Raw genomic sequence first — 20,773 nt, 5'->3', positions numbered from 1 at the left:
ACACCCGGAGCCCCCGGGCACGGCAAAGGGGCCCGTACGACCGAAGTCGTACGGGCCCCTTCTGTAGCCCTGAGGAGCTACCAGGCAATCAAGCCAACAAGACTTACTTGTTGATCTTGGTGACCTGGCCGGCGCCCACGGTCCGGCCACCCTCACGGATGGCGAACTTGAGGCCCTCCTCCATGGCGACGGGCTGGATGAGCTCGACCTTCATCTCAGTGTTGTCGCCCGGCATGACCATCTCCGTGCCCTCGGGGAGGGTCACAACACCGGTCACGTCAGTCGTACGGAAGTAGAACTGCGGACGGTAGTTGTTGAAGAACGGCGTGTGGCGGCCACCCTCGTCCTTGGACAGGATGTACGCCTGCGCCTCGAACTCGGTGTGCGGGGTGACAGAGCCCGGCTTGATGATGACCTGGCCGCGCTCGACGTCCTCGCGCTTGATGCCGCGGAGCAGCAGACCGACGTTCTCACCGGCCTGGCCCTCGTCGAGCAGCTTGCGGAACATCTCGATGCCGGTGACCGTGGTGGTGGTCTTCTCCTGCTTGATGCCCACGATGTCGACGGTCTCGTTGACCTTCAGGACACCGCGCTCGATACGGCCGGTGACGACCGTACCGCGACCGGTGATCGTGAAGACGTCCTCGATCGGCATGAGGAACGGCTTGTCGACGTCACGCTCGGGCTGCGGGATGTTCTCGTCGACGGCCTTCATCAGGTCGAGGACGGACTGGCCCCACTCCTTGTCGCCCTCAAGGGCCTTGAGCGCCGAGACCTTGACGACCGGCAGGTCGTCGCCCGGGAACTCGTACTCGGAGAGCAGCTCACGAACCTCGAGCTCGACGAGCTCCAGGATCTCCTCGTCGTCCACCATGTCGGCCTTGTTCAGGGCGACAACGATGTACGGAACGCCGACCTGGCGGGCCAGGAGCACGTGCTCCTTGGTCTGCGGCATCGGGCCGTCCGTGGCCGCGACCACGAGGATGGCGCCGTCCATCTGCGCCGCACCCGTGATCATGTTCTTGATGTAGTCCGCGTGACCGGGGCAGTCGACGTGGGCGTAGTGACGCGTCTCGGTCTGGTACTCGACGTGCGCGATGGAGATGGTGATACCGCGCTGGCGCTCCTCAGGAGCCTTGTCGATCTGGTCGAAGGCCGAGGCCTCGTTCAGGTCCGGGTACGCGTCGTGCAGCACCTTGGTAATGGCGGCCGTGAGGGTCGTCTTACCGTGGTCAATGTGACCGATGGTGCCGATGTTGACGTGCGGCTTAGTCCGCTCGAACTTCGCCTTCGCCACTGGGGTCCTCCTGTGGAGTGGTTCTGGTACGCCTTACTCATCGGCGCCAGGTGATCTTTGCTGGGGTGCCGCCCGCCGGGGTTTTTCCGTGTGGTCCGACCCCGGCGGTCGGTGTCAAGCCTAAAGCGTGTAAACGGGGTGCGTTACTCGCCCTTGGCCTTCGCGATGATCTCCTCGGCGACGTTCCGCGGAACCTCGGCGTAGGAGTCGAACTGCATCGAGTAGCTTGCGCGACCCGACGTCTTGCTGCGGAGGTCTCCGACGTAGCCGAACATCTCCGAGAGGGGCACGAGGCCCTTCACGACGCGGGCACCGGCCCGCTCCTCCATGGCCTGAATCTGACCACGGCGGGAGTTGATGTCGCCGATGACCTCACCCATGTAGTCCTCGGGCGTGGTGACCTCGACGGCCATCATCGGCTCGAGCAGCACGGGGCTGGCCTTGCGCGCGGCCTCCTTGAAGGCCTGCGAACCGGCGATCTTGAACGCGAGCTCGGAGGAGTCGACCTCGTGGTAGGCACCGTCGAGAAGCGTGACGCGGACGCCCGTCATCTCGTACCCGGCGAGGATGCCGAACTGCATGGCCTCCTGCGCACCGGCGTCGACCGAAGGGATGTACTCCTTCGGGATACGACCACCGGTCACCTTGTTCACGAACTCGTACGAGGCGTCGCCGCCCTCGATGGGCTCGATCGCGATCTGCACCTTGGCGAACTGACCGGTACCACCGGTCTGCTTCTTGTGGGTGTAGTCCACGCGCTCGACGGCCTTACGGATCGTCTCACGGTATGCGACCTGCGGCTTGCCGACGTTGGCCTCGACCTTGAACTCACGGCGCATACGGTCGACCAGCACCTCGAGGTGCAGCTCGCCCATACCACCGATGATGGTCTGGCCGGTCTCCTCGTCCGAGTGAACCTGGAAGGAGGGGTCCTCCTCCGCGAGGCGCTGGATGGCGACACCCAGCTTCTCCTGGTCACCCTTGGACTTGGGCTCGATGGCGACCTGAATGACCGGCGCCGGGAAGTCCATGGACTCCAGGATCACCGGGTTCTTGTCGTCCGACAGCGTCTCACCGGTGGTGGTCTGCTTCAGGCCCATGACGGCGACGATGTCACCGGCGCCCACCGCCTCGATCTCCTCACGCTTGTTGGCGTGCATGCGGTAGATCTTGCCGATGCGCTCCTTCTTGCCCTTGACGGAGTTCAGCACGGCGGTGCCGGACTCCAGGCGGCCCGAGTAGACCCGGACGAAGGTGAGCTTGCCCAGGTGCGGGTCGCTCATGATCTTGAACGCGAGTGCGGACAGCGGCTCGTCCTCGGACGGCTTGCGCTTGACCACGACCTCGGGGTCCTTCACGTCGTGGCCCTCGATGGCCTCGACGTCAAGCGGGGTCGGAAGGTAGCGCACGACCGCGTCGAGCAGGGGCTGGACGCCCTTGTTCTTGAACGCGGTGCCACAGAACACCGGGGTGACCGTGGTGTCGCTGGACTTGCCGGACGCGATGGTGATGCGACGGATCGCGGCGTACAGCTGCTCCTCGGTGGGCTCCTGGCCCTCCAGGTACAGCTCCATGATCTCTTCGTCGTTCTCCGCGACGGCCTCGATGAGCTTGTTGTGCCACTCCTCGGCTGCCTCGGTGTGCGTGGCCGGGATGTCGACGACGTCGTACATCTCGCCCTTCGCCGCCTCGGCGGACCACACGAGCGCCTTCATGCGGACCAGGTCCACAACGCCCTTGAAGTCGGCCTCGGCACCGATCGGAAGCTGCATGACCAGCGGCTGCGCACCAAGGCGGTCCGAGATCATGTCGACGCAGCGGTGGAACTCCGCGCCGGTCCGGTCGAGCTTGTTGACGAAGCAGATGCGCGGCACGCCGTAACGGTCGGCCTGACGCCACACCGTCTCGGACTGCGGCTCGACACCGGCGACACCGTCGAACACCGTGACGGCACCGTCGAGGACGCGCAGCGAGCGCTCCACCTCGACCGTGAAGTCGACGTGGCCCGGGGTGTCGATGATGTTGATCGTGTAGTCGTTGTCCTCAAGCGGCCAGTGACAGGTGGTGGCAGCAGAGGTGATCGTGATGCCACGCTCCTGCTCCTGCTCCATCCAGTCCATGGTGGCAGCGCCGTCGTGGACTTCACCGATCTTGTAGCTGACGCCGGTGTAGAAGAGGATCCGCTCGGTGGTGGTCGTCTTGCCCGCGTCGATGTGGGCCATGATCCCAATGTTGCGGACCCTGGCCAGGTCAAGTGAAGTGGTAGCCATAAGGCTTCAGTCTTCTCTCGGTCTCGATGGGGGTAGCGACTACCAGCGGTAGTGCGCGAAGGCCTTGTTGGACTCGGCCATCTTGTGGGTGTCCTCGCGCTTCTTCACGGCCGCGCCGAGGCCGTTCGAGGCGTCGAGAAGCTCGTTGAGCAGACGCTCGGTCATGGTCTTCTCGCGACGGGCGCGGGAGTAACCGACCAGCCAGCGCAGCGCCAGGGTGTTGGCGCGGCCGGGCTTGACCTCGACCGGCACCTGGTAGGTGGCGCCACCGACACGGCGGGACTTGACCTCGAGGGTCGGCTTGATGTTCTCGAGAGCGCGCTTCAGCGTGATGACCGGGTCGTTGCCGGTCTTCTCGCGCAGGCCCTCCATGGCGCCGTAGACGATGCGCTCGGCGGTGGAGCGCTTGCCGTTCAGCAGCACCTTGTTGATGAGCGACGTGACAAGAGGAGAACCGTAGACCGGGTCGATGATGACCGGGCGCTTCGGGGCGGGGCCCTTACGAGGCATTCTTACTTCTCCTTCTTGGCGCCGTAGCGGCTGCGGGCCTGCTTGCGGTTCTTGACACCCTGGGTGTCGAGCGAACCACGGATGATCTTGTAGCGAACACCCGGCAGGTCCTTCACACGGCCGCCGCGCACGAGCACGATGGAGTGCTCCTGCAGGTTGTGTCCCTCACCCGGAATGTAAGCGGTGACCTCGATCCCGCTGGTCAGACGCACACGCGCGACCTTACGCAGGGCCGAGTTCGGCTTCTTCGGGGTGGTCGTGAACACACGCGTGCAGACGCCGCGACGCTGAGGGGAACCCTCGAGTGCGGGCGTCTTGTTCTTCTCGACCTTGTCCTGCCGGCCCTTCCGGACCAGCTGCTGGATCGTAGGCACTACTTCTCCGGTTTCTGTGTGCCGAATGGTGAAGCTAACCTGGAACATCGCCGACCCACGCGGTCGGGTGTGTCGAAGCTGCAGACTCCCGCCGCGAGGCGAAAAGGGCGCAGATTACGGCGGCCAGTTACGGCTCCGCTTGCGGTTTGAAGGCACGCACGGGAGCCAGGGCACACCCCAGGCACAAGGTCTGAGCGTACCTACCTCAAGGACTTCGGTCAAAACAAATGCCGTGGGGCCCGACACGCCGGACTTGTCACGCTTCTTCTGGGGGCTCTTCAGGGCTCTCCGGGGGCGTTCCCGGCCCTTGTCGTCAACAACCTGTGAATGTCGGTGATTCTCTGCGATTTCTCGATGGTTCGGTGCCCGTGGCAATCACCGGTTGAGTACGTTGATCGGTCGCTGTGCTGCATCGGCCGTGGCGCCGATCGGGGACATCGGGGGACGGGGGATTCATGACGGGCGCGCATTTACCCGGTGACGAGGGGCTGGACGACCGGGTGCCGTTCCTGGCCCGGCTGGAGAGCGCGGACCGCTCCGCGCTGCTGTCCCTCGGCCACGAGCTGTCCTTCGCCCCCCGCATGGTGCTCCTGCACCAGAGCGAGCCGTCCTCGCACGTCCTGATCGTCACGCACGGCTGGACGAAGGTGACCGCGGCCGCAGCCAACGGCTACGAGGCGCTGCTCGCGCTGCGCGGCCCCGGCGACATCATCGGCGAGTCGGCTGCCCTGACCGGCCGCCCACGCTCGGCGACCGTGACAGCCCTGGAACCGGTCCGCACCGTCGCGGTCGTCCGCGAGCACTTCACCGACTTCCTGGCCCGCTCCCCCGCCGTCTCCTTCGCCCTCCTCGGCCTCACCTCCGACCGCACCCGCGCGGCCGACCGCCGCCGCCTGGAATTCGCCTCCATGAGCGTCCGCGAACGCTTCGCGGCCCTCCTCCTCGATCTCGCCCGCACCAATGGCCGCCGTACGCAGGAGGGCATCGAGCTGTCGGTCCCCTTGAGCAAGCAGGAACTCGCGGGCTCCGTCGGCGCCTCCCGGGAAATGGTCCAGCGACTGCTGAAGGAGCTCCGGGAGCGCGGGGCCGTGGTGACGGGCCGGCGGGCGATGGTGATCGTGCGGATGGATGTACTACGGCGGATTGCTCGGGCGGAGGGGGCGGGGGGCTGAGGGCTGGGGGCCGCGCCCCGTAAGGGGCGCGGGGAACTGCGCGACAAGCCCACCGGCCCGCACCGAAAGAACAACTCAGGGGGTCTGGGGGCGAAGGCCCCCAGGTGCGGGAATGGGCAGGGGCGGAGGGGGCGAAACCCGCCTTCTGTGCACACGGTCACAGTTGAAGTGGGTCATCCGCCCTCACACCCCGCCCGCCGGGACCGCCAACCTGCTTGCCAGGCAAGGCCCCCACCGAAAGGCGACCAGGCGACCATGACCGACCCCGTGAGCCGGACGATCCTCCTGCTCGACATCGAGAAGTACAGCGACCGGGACGACGTCGAGCAGGCCTATCTGCGGCGCATGTTGTACGACATCACCGACCGCGCGCTGGAAACCGCCGGCATCGACGAGCGCCTCCGCCTCCGCGCGGACCGCGGCGACTCCGTGATGGAGCTGATCGACGCCAACGCCTCGGTCACCGCACTCCTGCGCGCCCTGCTCACCGAGGTCCCCGCCCAGCTCCGGGCGATCAACCGCATGGCCTCCAGCTCCGCCCAGATCCGGCTGCGGGGCGTGGTCGCCACGGGATACGTCGCCGTGGACGACCACGACGGCTGGGTCGGCTCGGACCTGAACCACGCCTGCCGCCTCCTCGACGCCCAGCTCCTGCGCGCGGCGCTGCGCGAGCGGGCGAACGACTTCGCCCTGTGCGTCTCGGAGGGCGTGCACACGGGGATCGTCCGCCACAGCCACCCCGGCATCCCGGCGGAGGACTTCCACCCGGTGACGGTGGACAGCAAGAACGGACCCTTGCGGGCCTGGCTGCACGGCCCGGTACCGCAGGGCACCGAGGACCACGGTGAGAAGCAGGGCACCGACGACCACAGTGAAAAGGGGGGAACCCCGGCGCCGGGCGACTCGGGGGAGAGCCCGGCGCCGGGGGCGGCGCCAGCGGCGGGGTCGGGCAAGCCCGCCGACCCCGCCGCCCCTGCCCGTCTCGCCACCCCGCCCGGCGGCGTCGTCTTCAACTTCAACGGCGGCTCCCCCAGCTTCGGCGGCAGCCTCGTCGGCGGCGACCAGCACGGCGTCTCCGGCGGCCGGGTCACCGGCGACGTCCACCTGGGCGGGTCCGGGGGTGAGTCGGCGTGACGGTGCCCCCATCGCCGGGGCCGGCCCCCGACGACGTACCGCAGCGAGAACCGCACCCGGCCGCCGAGGACGAGGAGCAGGAGCGGACCCAGGAGGCCCGGGCCGCGCAGCGCGAACTCGTCGCGCACACCCCGGGGTTCATCTTCAGCGAGGCCGCGTCGTTCGGCGGCAGCCTGGTCGGCGGCGCCCAGCACGGCGTGTCCGGCGGCGTAGCCCGTGATGTGTTCATGGGCGGCAAGACGGAGATCCACCACCACACAGCGGCGGCGGCCTCGGCGGCGTACGCGTCCGGGGAGATCCCGCGGGCGGACCTCGAGGCGCTGTCCGCGGTCTTCGTCGAGGGCCCCGTCTTCGCCTCCGCCCTGGCACGCCTGCGCGAGGAACGCGTCCTCGTCCTCGCGGGCGCCCACGCCACCGGCCGCAACGCCGCCGCGCTCATGCTCCTGCACCGCCTCGGTGTCCCCGCCGTGCACGCCCTCTCCTCGGAGACGAGCCCCGCGGCCCTCGCCGCCCAGCTCGCCGCGCCCGGCGGCCATGTCCTGCGCGATCTGCCGCTGACCCGCAACCGGCCGCTGCGGGATCCCCATCTGCACGCGGCCCGCGACCAGCTCAAGAAGGTCGACGGGTATCTGGTGGTGACCATCGAGAACTCCCCGTTCCTGCTGGGGGCCACTCCATCCCGGTGGGAGCCGCCGGAGCCGGCCGCCGTGCTGCGCGCGCATCTGTCCGACCACCGGCGCGGCGAGGACATCGAGGGCCTCCTTTCCCTGGGCCCCGTACGGGACTTCCTCTTGCGTGGGGCCCACCGGCCCGCCGAGGCCGCCAAGTTCGCCGCGGAAGTGGCCGGCTACGACGGCAGCGAGGAAGCGGCGGCGCGGCTCGCGGACTTCGGGCAGGCCGCGGTCGAGCAGCAGTGCCGGGAGTGGCTGAGCGACCCCGAAGCCACCCTGCGGGACAAGGCGTTCCTCATCTCGCTCGCCGTCTTCGACCAGGCGCCGTACGTCCTCGCCGCCGAGCTCGCCGACAAGCTGTTCGTGCACTTCCAGCGGCTGCAGCATCCCGAACAGCCCCCGGAGATCCCGGTGTTCGGGCTCGCCGCCGAGACCCGCCTGGAGCGCGCGCGGGCCGGGGGAGAGGTCCGGGACGAGGCGACCGAATGGGGCTCGGTGCCACAGTTCACGGCGTACTTCCGCAAGGAGAACACCCCGGGCGTCCTGCTCACCGAGGTGTGGACGGGCCATCCGTCTGCCCGGCCCGCGCTGGTCGCCTGGCTGAAGGAGCTGGCCCGCGACGGCCGCCCGGTCGTACGGACCCGGGCCGCCGCGGCCACCGCGCTGCTCGCGCGCGCCGACCTGCCCTCGGCGGTGGCGCTGCTGATCGACGGCTGGGCCGTCTCGAAGTCCTTCGGCCCCCGCGTCACCGCCGCGAACACGCTCACGCTCGCCCAGCTCCTCGACGCGCCCGTCGTGCTGCGCCTGCTCACCCAGTGGTGCACGGACTCCCACTGGGCCCGCCGCTGGACCGCCATCCGCGCCTTCGGGCTGCTCACACCGCTCCGCCCCGACCTGGCGGGCCCCGCGCTGAGCGCGCTCGCCGCCCGCGCCCGTGCCGGGGGCAGCAGTCCGGCCGAGGCGAACAACCTGATCGAGTCCACGGCCCTGCTGCTCTCGGTCGGGGCCCGGCGCGGCGAAATGCTCTCCGAGCTGGTGCGTCTGCTTCACCACGACACGGCCTCGGTCCGCGCGCTGGCGCTGGCCGCGTTCGTCCGCGCCTGCGACAACGACGAGGAGGACGCCCTGGTCGAGTGGTACGCCACCACGGGCATGTACGAGCCGGACTCGGCCCGCGATCTCGCCACCCTCTGGCGCACCGCGCTCGGCGACCGCGCGCACACCCGCGGCGCCCTCAGCGCCCTGCACACCTGGGTGTACATGGCCGAGCACCGCGCGGACACGGCGCAGGCCCTGGAGTATCTGCTCCCCGCGCTGGTCGTGACGGCCGACGACCACAAGCGCCTCAGCCACGAGCTGCTCAATCTGCCCGCCCCCGACGGCGGCCCGCGCCCACCGATCGCCGATCGACTGATCGGCGTACTGACCCCCTCCACCACAGATCCATCGAGGAGTTGAACCATGGCGGAGTTCCGCCGTCAGCCGGAGTGGCAGCAGGACGCCAACCGGCACAGCGCGCTGATCGACCCGGTGCTCACCGTGCGGCCGATCGCCCGCTTCGACTACACCGCCAGACGGCCGGTCACCGCGATCGACCACGCGCTGGTCTTCGTCACCGCCAAGGGCTCGTACGACGTCTACATCCCGCCGCACCGCCCGAGCCGCTCGGACGCGGCGACCCGTCGCTACACCTCCGTGTACGAGGTGGACATGGGCAGCCACCCGGTGCAGCTGGACCTGGAGCTGCCCAGCGACGACGACGCGTTCTCCTTCGGCGCCACCGCCGATCTGACCTGGCGGGTCGCCGATCCGATCGCGTACGTGGCGAGCGGCGAGCGTGATGTGCCCACCCGGCTGACCCGCGAACTCCACCAGTTCGCGCGGCCGGTCAGCCGCCGCTTCTCCATCGAGGACAGCCCGTCCGCCGAGCACGCGGTCCAACAGGCCGTGGAGACGGGTGGTTTCGCGGCGGGCATCGGCCTCGCCGTGACGTGTGTCGTACGGCTTCGCCTAGACGACGAGGCGATCGCGCACCGGCGGCGGCAGCGGAGCCTGCGCTACGAGTCCGAAATGCTCGACCCCGAGCACGAGTTCCGGCTGCGCCAGGCGCGGCAGCAGCACGAACTGGAAGTCCTGCGCCAGCAGCAGAACCAGCAGCTGATGACGGAGAAGATCAACTTCTACCAGTACCACCTCCAGCACGGCGGTGTGGGCGCCTGGGCGGTGCATCTCGCCCAGCACCCCGAGGACACCCAGCTGGTCGTCGGCTCCATCCAGAAGGAGCAGCTGTCCTTCATCAAGAGCGAGTTGGAACTGATCGCCGGGGACTCGCTGGAGGACTTCCAGAAGGCGGAGTCCGCCCGCTCCATGCTGCCGAAGATCAACGACCTGATCCAGCAGCAGGCGGCGCCCGAGCAGGGCGCGCTGCCCCCGGGGACGACGCCCGGACAGCCGTACGTACCGCCTCAGCCGCCGGACCCCGGCCAGACCCCGCCTCCACCGCCGGCCCAGCCTCCCTACGGCTCCGCGCCCCCGTACCAGCCACCGGCGCCGTACGCGGCCGCCCCCTACAACCAGCCGCAGACGCCGGGCGACCCGTACGGTCAGCCGCCCACCTCGCAGGCACCGGGCGGCCCGTACAGTCAGCCGCAGACGCCGGGCGACCGCTACGGTCAGCCGCCCGCCCCACAGACACCGGGCGCCCCCTACGGCCGGCCCTCTTCGCCGCAGGCGCCGGCCGCCCCGTACACCCAGCCCGCACCGCCCTACGCGGCCGCGGGCCCCGCTCCCGCCGTACCCCCGGCTCCCGGCGCCGCCGAGCCCGCAGACTCCGGCGTACCGTCGCAGGACTCCCCCGAGGCGGGGTCCGCGTGACCACCACCCCCGACACCCGGACCGGCGCCCGAACCGCCGAGCGGCTGCTCACCGAGCTGCGGGGCGAGATCGCCCGGGCCGACAGCAAGGCGTCCGTGCTCGTGGCGGCGCTCGGGATGACGGCGGGAGTGTTCAGCGGGCTGCTGGCCGGGCGGGACTGGACGCCGGGGGAGCTCTCCTGGGCCGGGACCGCCCTGTGGTGGGCCGGGGCCGCCGCCCTGGCGCTCTCCCTGTTCGCGCTGCTCCTCGCCGTACTCCCCCGCTACCGCAGCGGCTCCTGGGCCCCGGGGCAGCCGCTGTGCTACTTCGGCGACATCCAACAGGCCGTGCACGAAGGCCAGTTGGCCGCCGCGCTCGCCGACACCGACCGCGACCCCGCCGCCGGACTCACGGCGGCCCTCACCGAGACCAGCCGTATCGCCGCCCGCAAGCACCAGTGGATCCGCACCGGTCTGATCGCCTTCTGCACCGGCACGGCGCTGCTGCCCACCGCTCTGCTCATCGGCTGACGTCCCCACCCGAAGGAGCCCCACTTGTCCCAACCACCAGGCCCCGCCTATCCGGAACCCCAGTACCCGGGCGCGGCCCCGCCCCCGCCCCAGTACCCGGGCGCCGCCGCTCCCACGCCGCCGCCGCAGTACCCCGGCGCCGCCGCTCCCACGCCGCCGCAGTACCCCGAGCCCCAGTACCCGGGGACCACCGCCACGCCTCCTTCGTACCCGCAGCCCGCCCCCGCCCAGCCCCAGTACCCGGCGGCCCCACCCGCCTATCCCGGTGCGGCCCCGCAGTACCCCGGAGCCGCGGCCCCGTACCCGGGCACCGCTCCGGGGCACCCGGCCCCGTCTGCGCAGCAGTACCCCGCCCAGCCCCCGCAGCCGGCCCCGTTCGTGCCGCAGCAGCCCGTCGCCCCCGACGACCTCGACTACCGCCACCAGGGCCGCCGCATGCACGTGGCGGCCCACCAGCGCGGCGCCGACGCCACCGCCATAGGGCAGCTGGCGACCCAGGTCCCGAGCTTCCTGGTGAGCCTCGCCGTGGTCGCGGCGGTCGCCGTGGCGATGTTCGGCACGGCCGTGGGCTGGCTGGTCGTCCTGGCCTGGCTGGCCTCCGGGGCCCTCGTCTTCCACCGGCCCACCGAGCTGCTCTTCGCCCGGCGCGCCTTCAAGCTGCGAGCACCGCTGGCGACGGAGCGCGCCCGTCTGGAGCCGATCTGGCGCGAGGTCACCGCCCGCGCGGGCATCGAGGCGGACACGTACGAACTGATGGTGGAGAACAGCGACGACCTGAACGCGTCCGCGGTGGCCGGGCACGTCGTCGGGGTCACCACGTACTCGCTCAACAAGATCCCGAGCAGCAACCTCGCCGCCGTACTCGCCCATGAACTCGGTCACCACGTCGGCGGTCACGCCTGGGCAGGCCTGCTCGGTTACTGGTACTCGCTGCCGGGCCGGATCGCCTGGGCCCTGACCCGGGGACTCGCCAGGATCGCGATCGCCGTCGCCAGTGTCTTCTCCGCGGCCGCGACGGGGTTTCTCATCCTCTTCATGGGGGCGTTCCTGGTGATGGGCTTCCTCGTCGCCTGGTACATCACCATCCCTCTCGTGATCGCGCCCTACCTGCTCGCCTACGCGGGCCGCCTGGGCGAGCTGCGCGCCGACCAGCAGGCCGCCGCCCTCGGTTTCGCGACCGAGATGGTCCAGGTGCTCCACCACTTCCAGGCCGAGGAGAACGCCGCGAAGGCGTACGCCGCCGCGCAGGGCAAGAAGCTCAAGGAGCCGGGCGGCCTGGCCAAGCTCCTGACCACCCACCCCGACAACATCACCCGCATCCGCGCCCTGGAGCCGTACCTCCAACTGCCGCGCTGAGAGACGCCGAAGGGCGGTCACCCCGAACCCGGGGTGACCGCCCTTCAGTTACCGCAAAGCGACTCGCTTACTGGTTGTACGGACCGTAGTCGTAGTCCTCCAGCGGAACGGCCTGGCCGGAGCCCGTGCCGAACGGCGAGTAGTCGATGTCGTCGTAGCCGACGGCCGAGTACATCGCGGCCTTGGCCTCCTCGGTCGGCTCGACCCGGATGTTGCGGTAGCGGGACAGACCCGTACCGGCCGGGATGAGCTTACCGATGATGACGTTCTCCTTGAGGCCGATCAGGGAGTCGGACTTGGCGTTGATCGCCGCGTCCGTCAGAACCCTGGTCGTCTCCTGGAAGGACGCCGCCGACAGCCACGACTCGGTCGCCAGCGAGGCCTTGGTGATACCCATCAGCTGCGGACGGCCGGAGGCCGGGTGGCCGCCTTCCTGGACCACACGACGGTTCTCGGTCTCGAACTTCGAGCGCTCGACCAGCTCGCCGGGCAGCAGCTCCGCGTCGCCCGACTCGATGATCGTCACACGGCGCAGCATCTGCCGGATGATGATCTCGATGTGCTTGTCGTGGATCGACACACCCTGCGAGTTGTAGACCTTCTGGACCTCGCCAACCAGGTGGACCTGGACGGCACGCTGACCCAGGATGCGCAGCACGTCGTGCGGGTTGGTGGCACCCACGGTGAGCTTCTGGCCCACCTCGACGTGCTCGCCCTCGGACACCAGCAGACGGGCACGCTTCGAGATCGGGAACGCCGTCTCGTCGCTGCCGTCGTCCGGGGTGACGACGAGCTTCTTGGTCTTCTCGGTCTCCTCGATCCGCACGCGGCCGGAGGCCTCGGAGATCGGGGCGACACCCTTCGGCGTACGGGCCTCGAAGAGCTCGACGACACGGGGCAGACCCTGGGTGATGTCGTCACCGGCCACACCACCGGTGTGGAAGGTACGCATCGTCAGCTGGGTACCGGGCTCACCGATGGACTGGGCGGCGATGATGCCGACCGCCTCACCGATGTCGACCAGCTTGCCGGTGGCCAGCGAACGGCCGTAGCACATGGCGCAGGTGCCGACGGCGGACTCGCAGGTCAGGACCGAACGGGTCTTGACCTCCTCGATGCCGTGCTTGACCAGCTCGTCGATGAGGACGTCGCCGAGGTCGGTGTTGGCCGGGGCCAGCACCTTGCCGTCGACGGTGATGTCCTCGGCCAGCGCACGTGCGTACACGCTGGTCTCGACGTTGTCCGCCTTGCGCAGGACACCGTCCGCGCCGCGCTCCGCGATGTGCAGCTTGAGGCCACGGTCGGTGCCGCAGTCCTCCTCGCGGATGATGACGTCCTGGGAGACGTCGACCAGACGACGGGTGAGGTAACCCGAGTCGGCGGTACGGAGGGCCGTGTCCGCCAGACCCTTACGAGCACCGTGAGTCGAGATGAAGTACTCCAGCACCGACAGGCCCTCACGGAAGGAGGCCTTGATCGGACGCGGGATCGTCTCGTTCTTGGCGTTCGACACCAGACCACGCATACCGGCGATCTGACGCATCTGCATCATGTTGCCTCGTGCACCCGAGTTCACCATCATGAAGATCGGGTTGGTCTTCGGGAAGTTCTCGTTCATGGCCTCGGCAACCTCATTGGTCGCCTTGGTCCAGATCGCGATGAGCTCCTGGGTGCGCTCGTCCTTGGTGATCAGACCGCGCTCGTACTGCTTCTGGACCTTCTCGTCCTGCGCCTCGTAGCCCTTGACGATCTCCTTCTTCGCCTCGGGAACGACGACGTCGGAGATGGCCACGGTGACGCCGGAACGGGTCGCCCAGTAGAAGCCCGCCGCCTTCAGGTTGTCGAGCGTCGCCGCCACGATGACCTTGGGGTAGCGCTCGGCGAGGTCGTTGACGATCTCGGAGAGCTGCTTCTTGCCGACCTCGTAGTCGACGAACGGGTAGTCCTCGGGCAGCAGCTCGTTGAAGAGCGCGCGGCCCAGGGTCGTCCGCAGGCGGAAGGTGTCACCCTGCTGCCACTCCGGCTCGCCCTCCTCCTGCACCGGCGGGGTCCAGCCGCGCGGCGGGATGGTGCCCACCGGGAAGCGGATGTCCACGCGCGACTGCAGCGAGAGCTCGCCGGCGTCGAACGCCATGATCGCCTCGGCCACGGAAGCGAAGGAGCGGTCCTCGCCCTTCACGTTCCGCATCTCGCCGTCCGTGGTCAGGAAGAACAGACCGAGGACCATGTCCTGGGTCGGCATCGTGACCGGGCGGCCGTCGGCCGGCTTGAGGATGTTGTTCGAGGACAGCATCAGGATGCGGGCCTCGGCCTGCGCCTCCGCGGAGAGCGGCAGGTGGACGGCCATCTGGTCACCGTCGAAGTCCGCGTTGAACGCGGTGCAGACGAGCGGGTGGATCTGGATGGCCTTGCCCTCGACCAGCTGCGGCTCGAAGGCCTGGATGCCGAGGCGGTGCAGCGTGGGCGCACGGTTCAGCAGAACCGGGTGCTCCGCGATGACCTCTTCCAGGACGTCGTACACGACCGTGCGGCCGCGCTCGACCATCCGCTTGGCGCTCTTGATGTTCTGCGCGTGGTTCAGGTCGACCAGGCGCTTCATCACGAACGGCTTGAAGAGCTCCAGCGCCATGGCCTTGGGCAGACCACACTGGTGCAGCTTCAGCTGCGGACCGACGACGATCACGGAACGCGCGGAGTAGTCCACACGCTTACCGAGCAGGTTCTGACGGAATCGACCCTGCTTGCCCTTCAGCATGTCGCTGAGGGACTTCAGCGGACGGTTGCCGGGGCCCGTGACCGGGCGACCACGACGGCCGTTGTCGAAGAGCGCGTCGACGGCCTCCTGAAGCATGCGCTTCTCGTTGTTCACGATGATCTCGGGGGCACCGAGGTCAAGGAGTCGCTTCAGACGGTTGTTGCGGTTGATCACACGGCGGTACAGGTCGTTCAGGTCGGAGGTCGCGAAGCGGCCACCGTCCAGCTGCACCATCGGACGCAGGTCCGGCGGGATGACCGGCACGCAGTCGAGCACCATGCCCTTGGGGCTGTTGCTGGTCTGCAGGAACGCGGAGACGACCTTGAGGCGCTTGAGCGCACGGGTCTTCTTCTGGCCCTTGCCGGTGCGGATGATCTCGCGAAGGCGCTCGGCCTCCTCGTCGAGGTCGAAGGACTCCAGGCGCTTCTGCAGCGCCGCGGCACCCATCGAACCGTCGAAGTACGTGCCGAAGCGGTCACGCAGCTCGCGGTAGAGGAGCTCGTCGCCCTCGAGGTCCTGGACCTTGAGGTTCTTGAAGCGGGTCCACACCTCGTCGAGACGGTCGATCTCGCGCTGCGCACGGTCACGCAGCTGCTTCATCTCACGCTCGGCACCTTCGCGCACCTTGCGGCGTACGTCGGCCTTGGCGCCCTCGGCCTCGAGCTCGGCCAGGTCGGTCTCGAGCTTCTTGGCGCGGGCTTCCAGGTCGGAGTCGCGACGGTTCTCGATCTGCTGACGCTCGACGGAGACGTGGGCCTCCAGCGAGGGCAGGTCGCGGGTGCGGCGCTCCTCGTCGACGTACGTGATCATGTACGCCGCGAAGTAGATGACCTTCTCCAGGTCCTTCGGAGCGAGGTCGAGCAGGTAGCCAAGGCGCGACGGAACGCCCTTGAAGTACCAGATGTGGGTGACGGGAGCGGCCAGCTCGATGTGGCCCATCCGCTCACGACGCACCTTGGCGCGAGTGACCTCGACGCCGCAGCGCTCACAGATGATGCCCTTGAAGCGGACACGCTTGTACTTACCGCAGTAGCACTCCCAGTCCCGGGTCGGACCGAAGATCTTCTCGCAGAAGAGTCCGTCCTTTTCGGGCTTGAGGGTGCGGTAGTTGATGGTCTCGGGCTTCTTGACCTCGCCGTGGCTCCACTGACGGATGTCGTCAGCGGTGGCCAGACCGATCCGGAGCTCATCGAAGAAGTTGACGTCGAGCACTATGCGTCAATCCCTCTCAGGGTTGTAAGTCTTAGGGGTCTGATACGGGGGTCCTGGGGCCGGCCGGAGGCTCATCGCTGAGCCCCCGGCCGAACTCCCGTCAGACCTCTTCGACGCTGCTCGGCTCGCGCCGGGACAGGTCGATGCCGAGCTCCTCCGCCGCGCGGAAGACGTCCTCGTCGGTGTCACGCATTTCGATGGACATACCGTCGCTGGACAGCACCTCCACGTTGAGGCAGAGAGACTGCATCTCCTTGATGAGCACCTTGAAGGACTCGGGGATGCCGGGCTCGGGGATGTTCTCGCCCTTGACGATGGCCTCGTAGACCTTCACGCGGCCGGTGACGTCGTCGGACTTGATGGTCAGCAGCTCCTGGAGGGCGTACGCGGCGCCATAAGCCTCCAGCGCCCACACCTCCATCTCACCGAAGCGCTGGCCACCGAACTGGGCCTTACCACCCAGCGGCTGCTGGGTGATCATCGAGTACGGACCGGTCGAGCGGGCGTGCAGCTTGTCGTCGACCAGGTGGTGGAGCTTCAGGATGTACATGTAGCCGACCGAGATCGGCTCCGGGAACGGCTCGCCGGAGCGGCCGTCGAACAGCGGCGCCTTACCGGTCGGGAGCACCATGCGCTCGCCGTCGCGGTTCGGGATCGTGTGCTGCAGCAGACCCGCGAGCTCGTCCTCACGCGCACCGTCGAAGACGGGGGTGGCGACGTTCGTGCCCGGCGTGACCTGGTCGGCCCCGATGGCCTGCAGGCGCTGCGCCCAGTCGTCCGCGAGGCCGGAGACGTCCCAGCCGCGGCTGGCGAGCCAGCCGAGGTGGATCTCCAGGACCTGTCCCGGGTTCATTCGGGACGGCACACCCAGCGGGTTGAGGATGATGTCGACCGGAGTTCCGTCCTCGAGGAACGGCATGTCCTCGATGGGCAGGATCTTGGAGATAACACCCTTGTTGCCGTGACGGCCGGCGAGCTTGTCACCGTCCGTGATCTTGCGCTTCTGCGCCACGTAGACACGAACCAGCTGGTTCACGCCCGGCGGCAGCTCGTCGCCCTCTTCACGGTCGAAGACGCGGACGCCGATGACCTTGCCGATCTCACCGTGCGGCACCTTCAGCGAGGTGTCGCGCACCTCGCGCGCCTTCTCACCGAAGATCGCACGGAGCAGACGCTCCTCGGGGGTCAGCTCGGTCTCACCCTTGGGCGTGACCTTGCCGACGAGGATGTCACCGGCGACGACCTCGGCACCGATACGGATGATGCCGCGCTCGTCGAGGTCGGCGAGGACCTCCTCGGAGACGTTCGGGATGTCCCGGGTGATCTCCTCGGGGCCGAGCTTGGTGTCACGGGCGTCGACCTCGTGCTCCTCGATGTGGATCGAGGAGAGGACGTCGTCCTGCACGAGGCGCTGCGACAGGATGATCGCGTCCTCGTAGTTGTGACCCTCCCACGGCATGAACGCCACGAGCAGGTTCTTGCCGAGCGCCATCTCGCCGTTCTCGGTCGCCGGACCGTCGGCCAGAACCTGGCCGGCGACGACCCGGGCGCCCTCGTCCACGACGACCTTCTGGTTCACAGAGGTGCCCTGGTTCGAGCGGGAGAACTTCGCGAGGCGGTACGTGGTGTACGTACCGTCGTCGTTGGCGGTGGTGATGTAGTCCGCGGAGACCTCCTGGACCACACCGTCCTTCTCCGACTTCAGGACGTCACCGGCGTCGACCGCGCAGCGGTACTCCATGCCGGTGCCGACCAGCGGCGCCTCGGACTTGATCAGCGGCACGGCCTGACGCATCATGTTCGCGCCCATGAGGGCACGGTTGGCGTCGTCGTGCTCGAGGAACGGGATCATGGCGGTCGCGACCGACACCATCTGGCGCGGAGAGACGTCCATGTAGTCGACGTCGTCACCGGGGACGTAGTCGACCTCGCCGCCACGGCGGCGAACCAGGACGCGGGACTCCTCGAAGCGGAACTCGTCCGTCAGCGGCGCGTTGGCCTGCGCGATGACGAATCGGTCCTCTTCGTCGGCCGTCAGGTAGTCGACCTCGTCGGTGACGACACCACCGGTGACCTTGCGGTACGGGGTCTCGACGAAACCGAACGCGTTGACCCGGCCGTAGGAGGCGAGCGAGCCGATCAGACCGATGTTCGGGCCTTCAGGGGTCTCGATCGGGCACATGCGGCCGTAGTGCGACGGGTGCACGTCACGGACCTCGAAGCCGGCCCGCTCACGGGAGAGACCACCCGGGCCAAGAGCCGACAGACGGCGCTTGTGGGTGAGACCCGACAGCGGGTTGTTCTGGTCCATGAACTGCGACAGCTGGCTGGTGCCGAAGAACTCCTTGATGGAGGCGACGACCGGCCGGATGTTGATCAGGGTCTGCGGCGTGATCGCCTCGACGTCCTGAGTCGTCATGCGCTCACGGACGACGCGCTCCATACGAGCCAGACCCGTGCGGACCTGGTTCTGGATGAGCTCGCCGACGTTGCGCAGACGACGGTTGCCGAAGTGGTCGATGTCGTCGGTCTCGACGACGATCGAGGCGCCGTTCTCGCCCATGACCGTCTCGGTCTCACCGGCGTGCAGCTTCACCAGGTACTTGATCGTCGAGATGATGTCCTCGACGGTCAGGATGCCGGCGTCGAGCGGGGCGTCGCCGCCCAGCTTCTTGTTGACCTTGTAGCGGCCGACCTTCGCGAGGTCGTAACGCTTCGGGTTGAAATAGAGGTTCTCGAGCAGCGTCTGCGCGGCCTCACGGGTCGGGGGCTCGCCCGGACGCAGCTTGCGGTAGATGTCGAGCAGCGCGTCGTCCTGGCCCTGGGTGTGGTCCTTCTCCAGGGTGGCGCGCATCGACTCGTACTCGCCGAACTCCTCGAGGATCTGCTCGGTCGTCCAACCGAGAGCCTTCAGGAGAACGGTGACGGACTGCTTGCGCTTGCGGTCGATGCGGACACCGACCATGTCGCGCTTGTCGATCTCCATCTCCAGCCAGGCACCCCGGGACGGGATGACCTTCGCGGAGAAGATGTCCTTGTCGGACGTCTTGTCGATGGAGGAGTCGAAGTAGACACCCGGCGAGCGGACGAGCTGCGACACCACGACACGCTCGGTGCCGTTGATGACGAAGGTGCCCTTGTTGGTCATGAGCGGGAAGTCGCCCATGAAGACCGTCTGGGACTTGATCTCGCCGGTCTCGTTGTTGGTGAACTCGGCGGTGACGAAGAGCGGCGCGGAGTACGTGAAGTCGCGCTCCTTGCACTCGTCGATGGAGTTCTTCGGAGGCTCGAAGCGGTGGTCGCGGAAGGTCAGCGACATCGACCCGGAGAAGTCCTCGATCGGGGAGATCTCCTCGAAGATCTCCTCCAGACCGGACTTCGTGGGGACGTCCTGTCCGTTGTCCAGAGCCGCCTCGACACGAGCCTTCCACGCGGCATTGCCGAGCAGCCAGTCGAAGCTCTCGGTTTGCAGCGCAAGAAGGTTCGGAACCTCGAGGGGCTCCTTGATCTTTGCAAAGGAGATGCGCAGCGGGGCGGTGCTGGCGCCGTTGTTCGTATTCGCGGTCGAGGCAGTGCGCGAGGCGGCCAAGAGGGGGTCCTTCCGAGGGCTCGGACTCACTACGCGCGTACCGGTCCCCTGCTGGACACAGAGACAGGTCGTTCCCAAATCAGCCGAAGAAGGCCAGGTCAGGGACGATTCAATCGTCGGTGCTCAAGCATGGGCATGCCCCTGGTGACGGGCAGGAGGCAGCTAACAGGCAGCGCAAAGGGTCAGTGTAGCCACTCGGCCCACTGATGTCCAGTCCCGGTTTTTGAGACCCTCGTTGTTCTCAACACCTGCGGCAAGCCACGCCCTCAATGCACATCGATACTGCCCTCTTCGCCGTCGATCCATGCCTCGGATCCGGATCGTTGTGACGACGCGTCCTGAGAATTGCGCGCTGCGTGCGGTTCGTCAAGGCCCCCCATGCCCAAAGCAAGTGCCGCGATCGTCACGTGCAACCTGTCTTGCATCCCGTCTTGCAGCCCGCCACGGGCTCGGCCGGAGGCACAACGAAGATCACCATACTCGCAGCGACCGACAGCGCAAGGCAGCCGCTACGGGGACCCCCTGGAACGCCGAAGAGCGACCACCCAGATGGGTGATCGCTCTTCAGTGCGTCAGCGTTACAGCTCTACCGAAACGCGTTGCGGCGCTCCCGGAGCGGCTGTGAAAGCTCGCGAGCAGTCCGTGCGGACCGCGAGGTGTTACTTGACCTCGACGGAGGCGCCGGCGCCCTTGAGGGACTCGGCAGCCTTCTCGGCGGCCTCCTTGGCGACCTTCTCGAGAACGGGCTTCGGGGCGCCGTCCACGAGGTCCTTGGCCTCCTTCAGACCCAGGGAGGTCAGCTCACGCACGACCTTGATGACCTGGATCTTCTTGTCGCCGGCACCCGTGAGGATGACGTCGAACTCGTCCTGCTCGGCCTCGGCCTCAACGGCGGCGGCGGGGCCGGCCGGACCGGCAACGGCGACCGCGGCGGCGGCGGTGACGTCGAACTTCTCCTCGAACGCCTTCACGAACTCGGAGAGCTCGATGAGGGTCATGTCCTCGAACTGCGCGAGCAGGTCTTCCTGGCTGAGCTTCGCCATGATGGGC

13 protein-coding genes are annotated in these 20,773 nt (G+C 68.2%); 6 read left to right on the top strand and 7 right to left on the bottom strand.

Annotated elements, in window-relative coordinates; genetic code table 11:
• Window positions 1-103: 103 nt before the first annotated feature.
• From tuf to rpsL, 4 genes are all read right to left on the bottom strand, one after another.
• The gene (tuf, locus tag AB5J53_RS28950; protein ID WP_093905285.1) at window positions 104-1,297 is read right to left on the bottom strand and encodes an elongation factor Tu; all 1,194 of its coding nucleotides are present in this window, start codon (window positions 1,295-1,297) and stop codon (window positions 104-106) included.
• 143 nt (window positions 1,298-1,440) lie between these two features.
• Complete coding sequence (gene fusA / locus AB5J53_RS28945; protein WP_369248570.1) at window positions 1,441-3,567, bottom strand: elongation factor G; 2,127 nt, start codon at window positions 3,565-3,567, stop codon at window positions 1,441-1,443.
• Window positions 3,568-3,606: 39 nt separating this feature from the next.
• Window positions 3,607-4,077 (bottom strand): 30S ribosomal protein S7, encoded by a 471-nt coding sequence (gene rpsG, locus AB5J53_RS28940; protein WP_003998848.1) that lies wholly within the window; start codon window positions 4,075-4,077, stop codon window positions 3,607-3,609.
• Between the two features lie 2 nt (window positions 4,078-4,079).
• A complete protein-coding gene (gene rpsL / locus AB5J53_RS28935) occupies window positions 4,080-4,451 on the bottom strand; it encodes a 30S ribosomal protein S12 (RefSeq protein ID WP_003948652.1) in 372 nt (123 codons plus the stop codon).
• A gap of 455 nt (window positions 4,452-4,906) precedes the next feature.
• On the opposite strand from rpsL, the gene AB5J53_RS28930 reads away from it, so the two are divergent.
• The 6 genes from AB5J53_RS28930 to AB5J53_RS28905 all read left to right on the top strand — a co-directional run bounded on the left by AB5J53_RS28930 (window position 4,907) and on the right by AB5J53_RS28905 (window position 12,167).
• Window positions 4,907-5,623 carry a Crp/Fnr family transcriptional regulator gene (locus AB5J53_RS28930; RefSeq protein WP_369248569.1) on the top strand — a complete coding sequence of 239 codons (717 nt, stop codon included), beginning with the start codon at window positions 4,907-4,909 and terminating at the stop codon, window positions 5,621-5,623.
• Between the two features lie 255 nt (window positions 5,624-5,878).
• On the top strand, window positions 5,879-6,757 hold the full coding sequence (locus AB5J53_RS28925) for a hypothetical protein (protein ID WP_369248568.1): 879 nt from the start codon (window positions 5,879-5,881) through the stop codon (window positions 6,755-6,757).
• Window positions 6,754-8,886, top strand: coding sequence for a hypothetical protein (locus tag AB5J53_RS28920; RefSeq protein WP_369248567.1), 2,133 nt, complete (start codon window positions 6,754-6,756; stop codon window positions 8,884-8,886). The genes AB5J53_RS28925 and AB5J53_RS28920 overlap by 4 nt, the downstream gene beginning before the upstream one ends.
• Window positions 8,887-8,889: 3 nt before the next feature.
• Window positions 8,890-10,302 carry a PE-PGRS family protein gene (locus tag AB5J53_RS28915; RefSeq protein WP_369248566.1) on the top strand — a complete coding sequence of 471 codons (1,413 nt, stop codon included), beginning with the start codon at window positions 8,890-8,892 and terminating at the stop codon, window positions 10,300-10,302.
• Window positions 10,299-10,811 carry a Pycsar system effector family protein gene (locus AB5J53_RS28910; RefSeq protein ID WP_369248565.1) on the top strand — a complete coding sequence of 171 codons (513 nt, stop codon included), beginning with the start codon at window positions 10,299-10,301 and terminating at the stop codon, window positions 10,809-10,811. Before AB5J53_RS28915 ends, AB5J53_RS28910 begins: the two co-directional genes overlap by 4 nt.
• A gap of 24 nt (window positions 10,812-10,835) precedes the next feature.
• Window positions 10,836-12,167 carry a M48 family metalloprotease gene (locus tag AB5J53_RS28905; RefSeq protein ID WP_369248564.1) on the top strand — a complete coding sequence of 444 codons (1,332 nt, stop codon included), beginning with the start codon at window positions 10,836-10,838 and terminating at the stop codon, window positions 12,165-12,167.
• 67 nt (window positions 12,168-12,234) lie between these two features.
• Here AB5J53_RS28905 and AB5J53_RS28900 read toward each other — a convergent pair whose 3' ends face one another.
• From AB5J53_RS28900 to rplL, 3 genes are all read right to left on the bottom strand, one after another.
• Entirely contained in the window at window positions 12,235-16,134 is a 3,900-nt protein-coding gene (locus tag AB5J53_RS28900) for a DNA-directed RNA polymerase subunit beta' (protein WP_369248563.1), read from the bottom strand.
• 100 nt (window positions 16,135-16,234) lie between these two features.
• Window positions 16,235-19,723 (bottom strand): DNA-directed RNA polymerase subunit beta, encoded by a 3,489-nt coding sequence (gene rpoB / locus AB5J53_RS28895; RefSeq protein WP_369248562.1) that lies wholly within the window; start codon window positions 19,721-19,723, stop codon window positions 16,235-16,237.
• 659 nt (window positions 19,724-20,382) lie between these two features.
• Entirely contained in the window at window positions 20,383-20,766 is a 384-nt protein-coding gene (gene rplL / locus AB5J53_RS28890; RefSeq protein ID WP_362065392.1) for a 50S ribosomal protein L7/L12, read from the bottom strand.
• Window positions 20,767-20,773: the final 7 nt, after the last annotated feature.

Origin of the sequence: Streptomyces sp. R41, from assembly GCF_041053055.1 — a bacterium.
Classification (GTDB): Bacteria; Actinomycetota; Actinomycetes; order Streptomycetales; family Streptomycetaceae; genus Streptomyces.
The sequence above is the reverse complement of the archived record's forward strand: the minus strand, read 5'-3'. Positions and strand labels throughout refer to the sequence as shown.

Bases quoted from the DNA above. Each gene is read 5' to 3' on its own strand.
- rplL (WP_362065392.1), bottom strand. From the start codon at position 20,766: ATGGCGAAGCTCAGCCAGGAAGACCTGCTCGCGCAGTTCGAGGACATG.
- rpsG (WP_003998848.1), bottom strand. From the start codon at position 4,077: ATGCCTCGTAAGGGCCCCGCCCCGAAGCGCCCGGTCATCATCGACCCG.
- AB5J53_RS28930 (WP_369248569.1), top strand. From the start codon at position 4,907: ATGACGGGCGCGCATTTACCCGGTGACGAGGGGCTGGACGACCGGGTG.
- AB5J53_RS28925 (WP_369248568.1), top strand. From the start codon at position 5,879: ATGACCGACCCCGTGAGCCGGACGATCCTCCTGCTCGACATCGAGAAG.
- fusA (WP_369248570.1), bottom strand. From the start codon at position 3,567: ATGGCTACCACTTCACTTGACCTGGCCAGGGTCCGCAACATTGGGATC.
- AB5J53_RS28915 (WP_369248566.1), top strand. From the start codon at position 8,890: ATGGCGGAGTTCCGCCGTCAGCCGGAGTGGCAGCAGGACGCCAACCGG.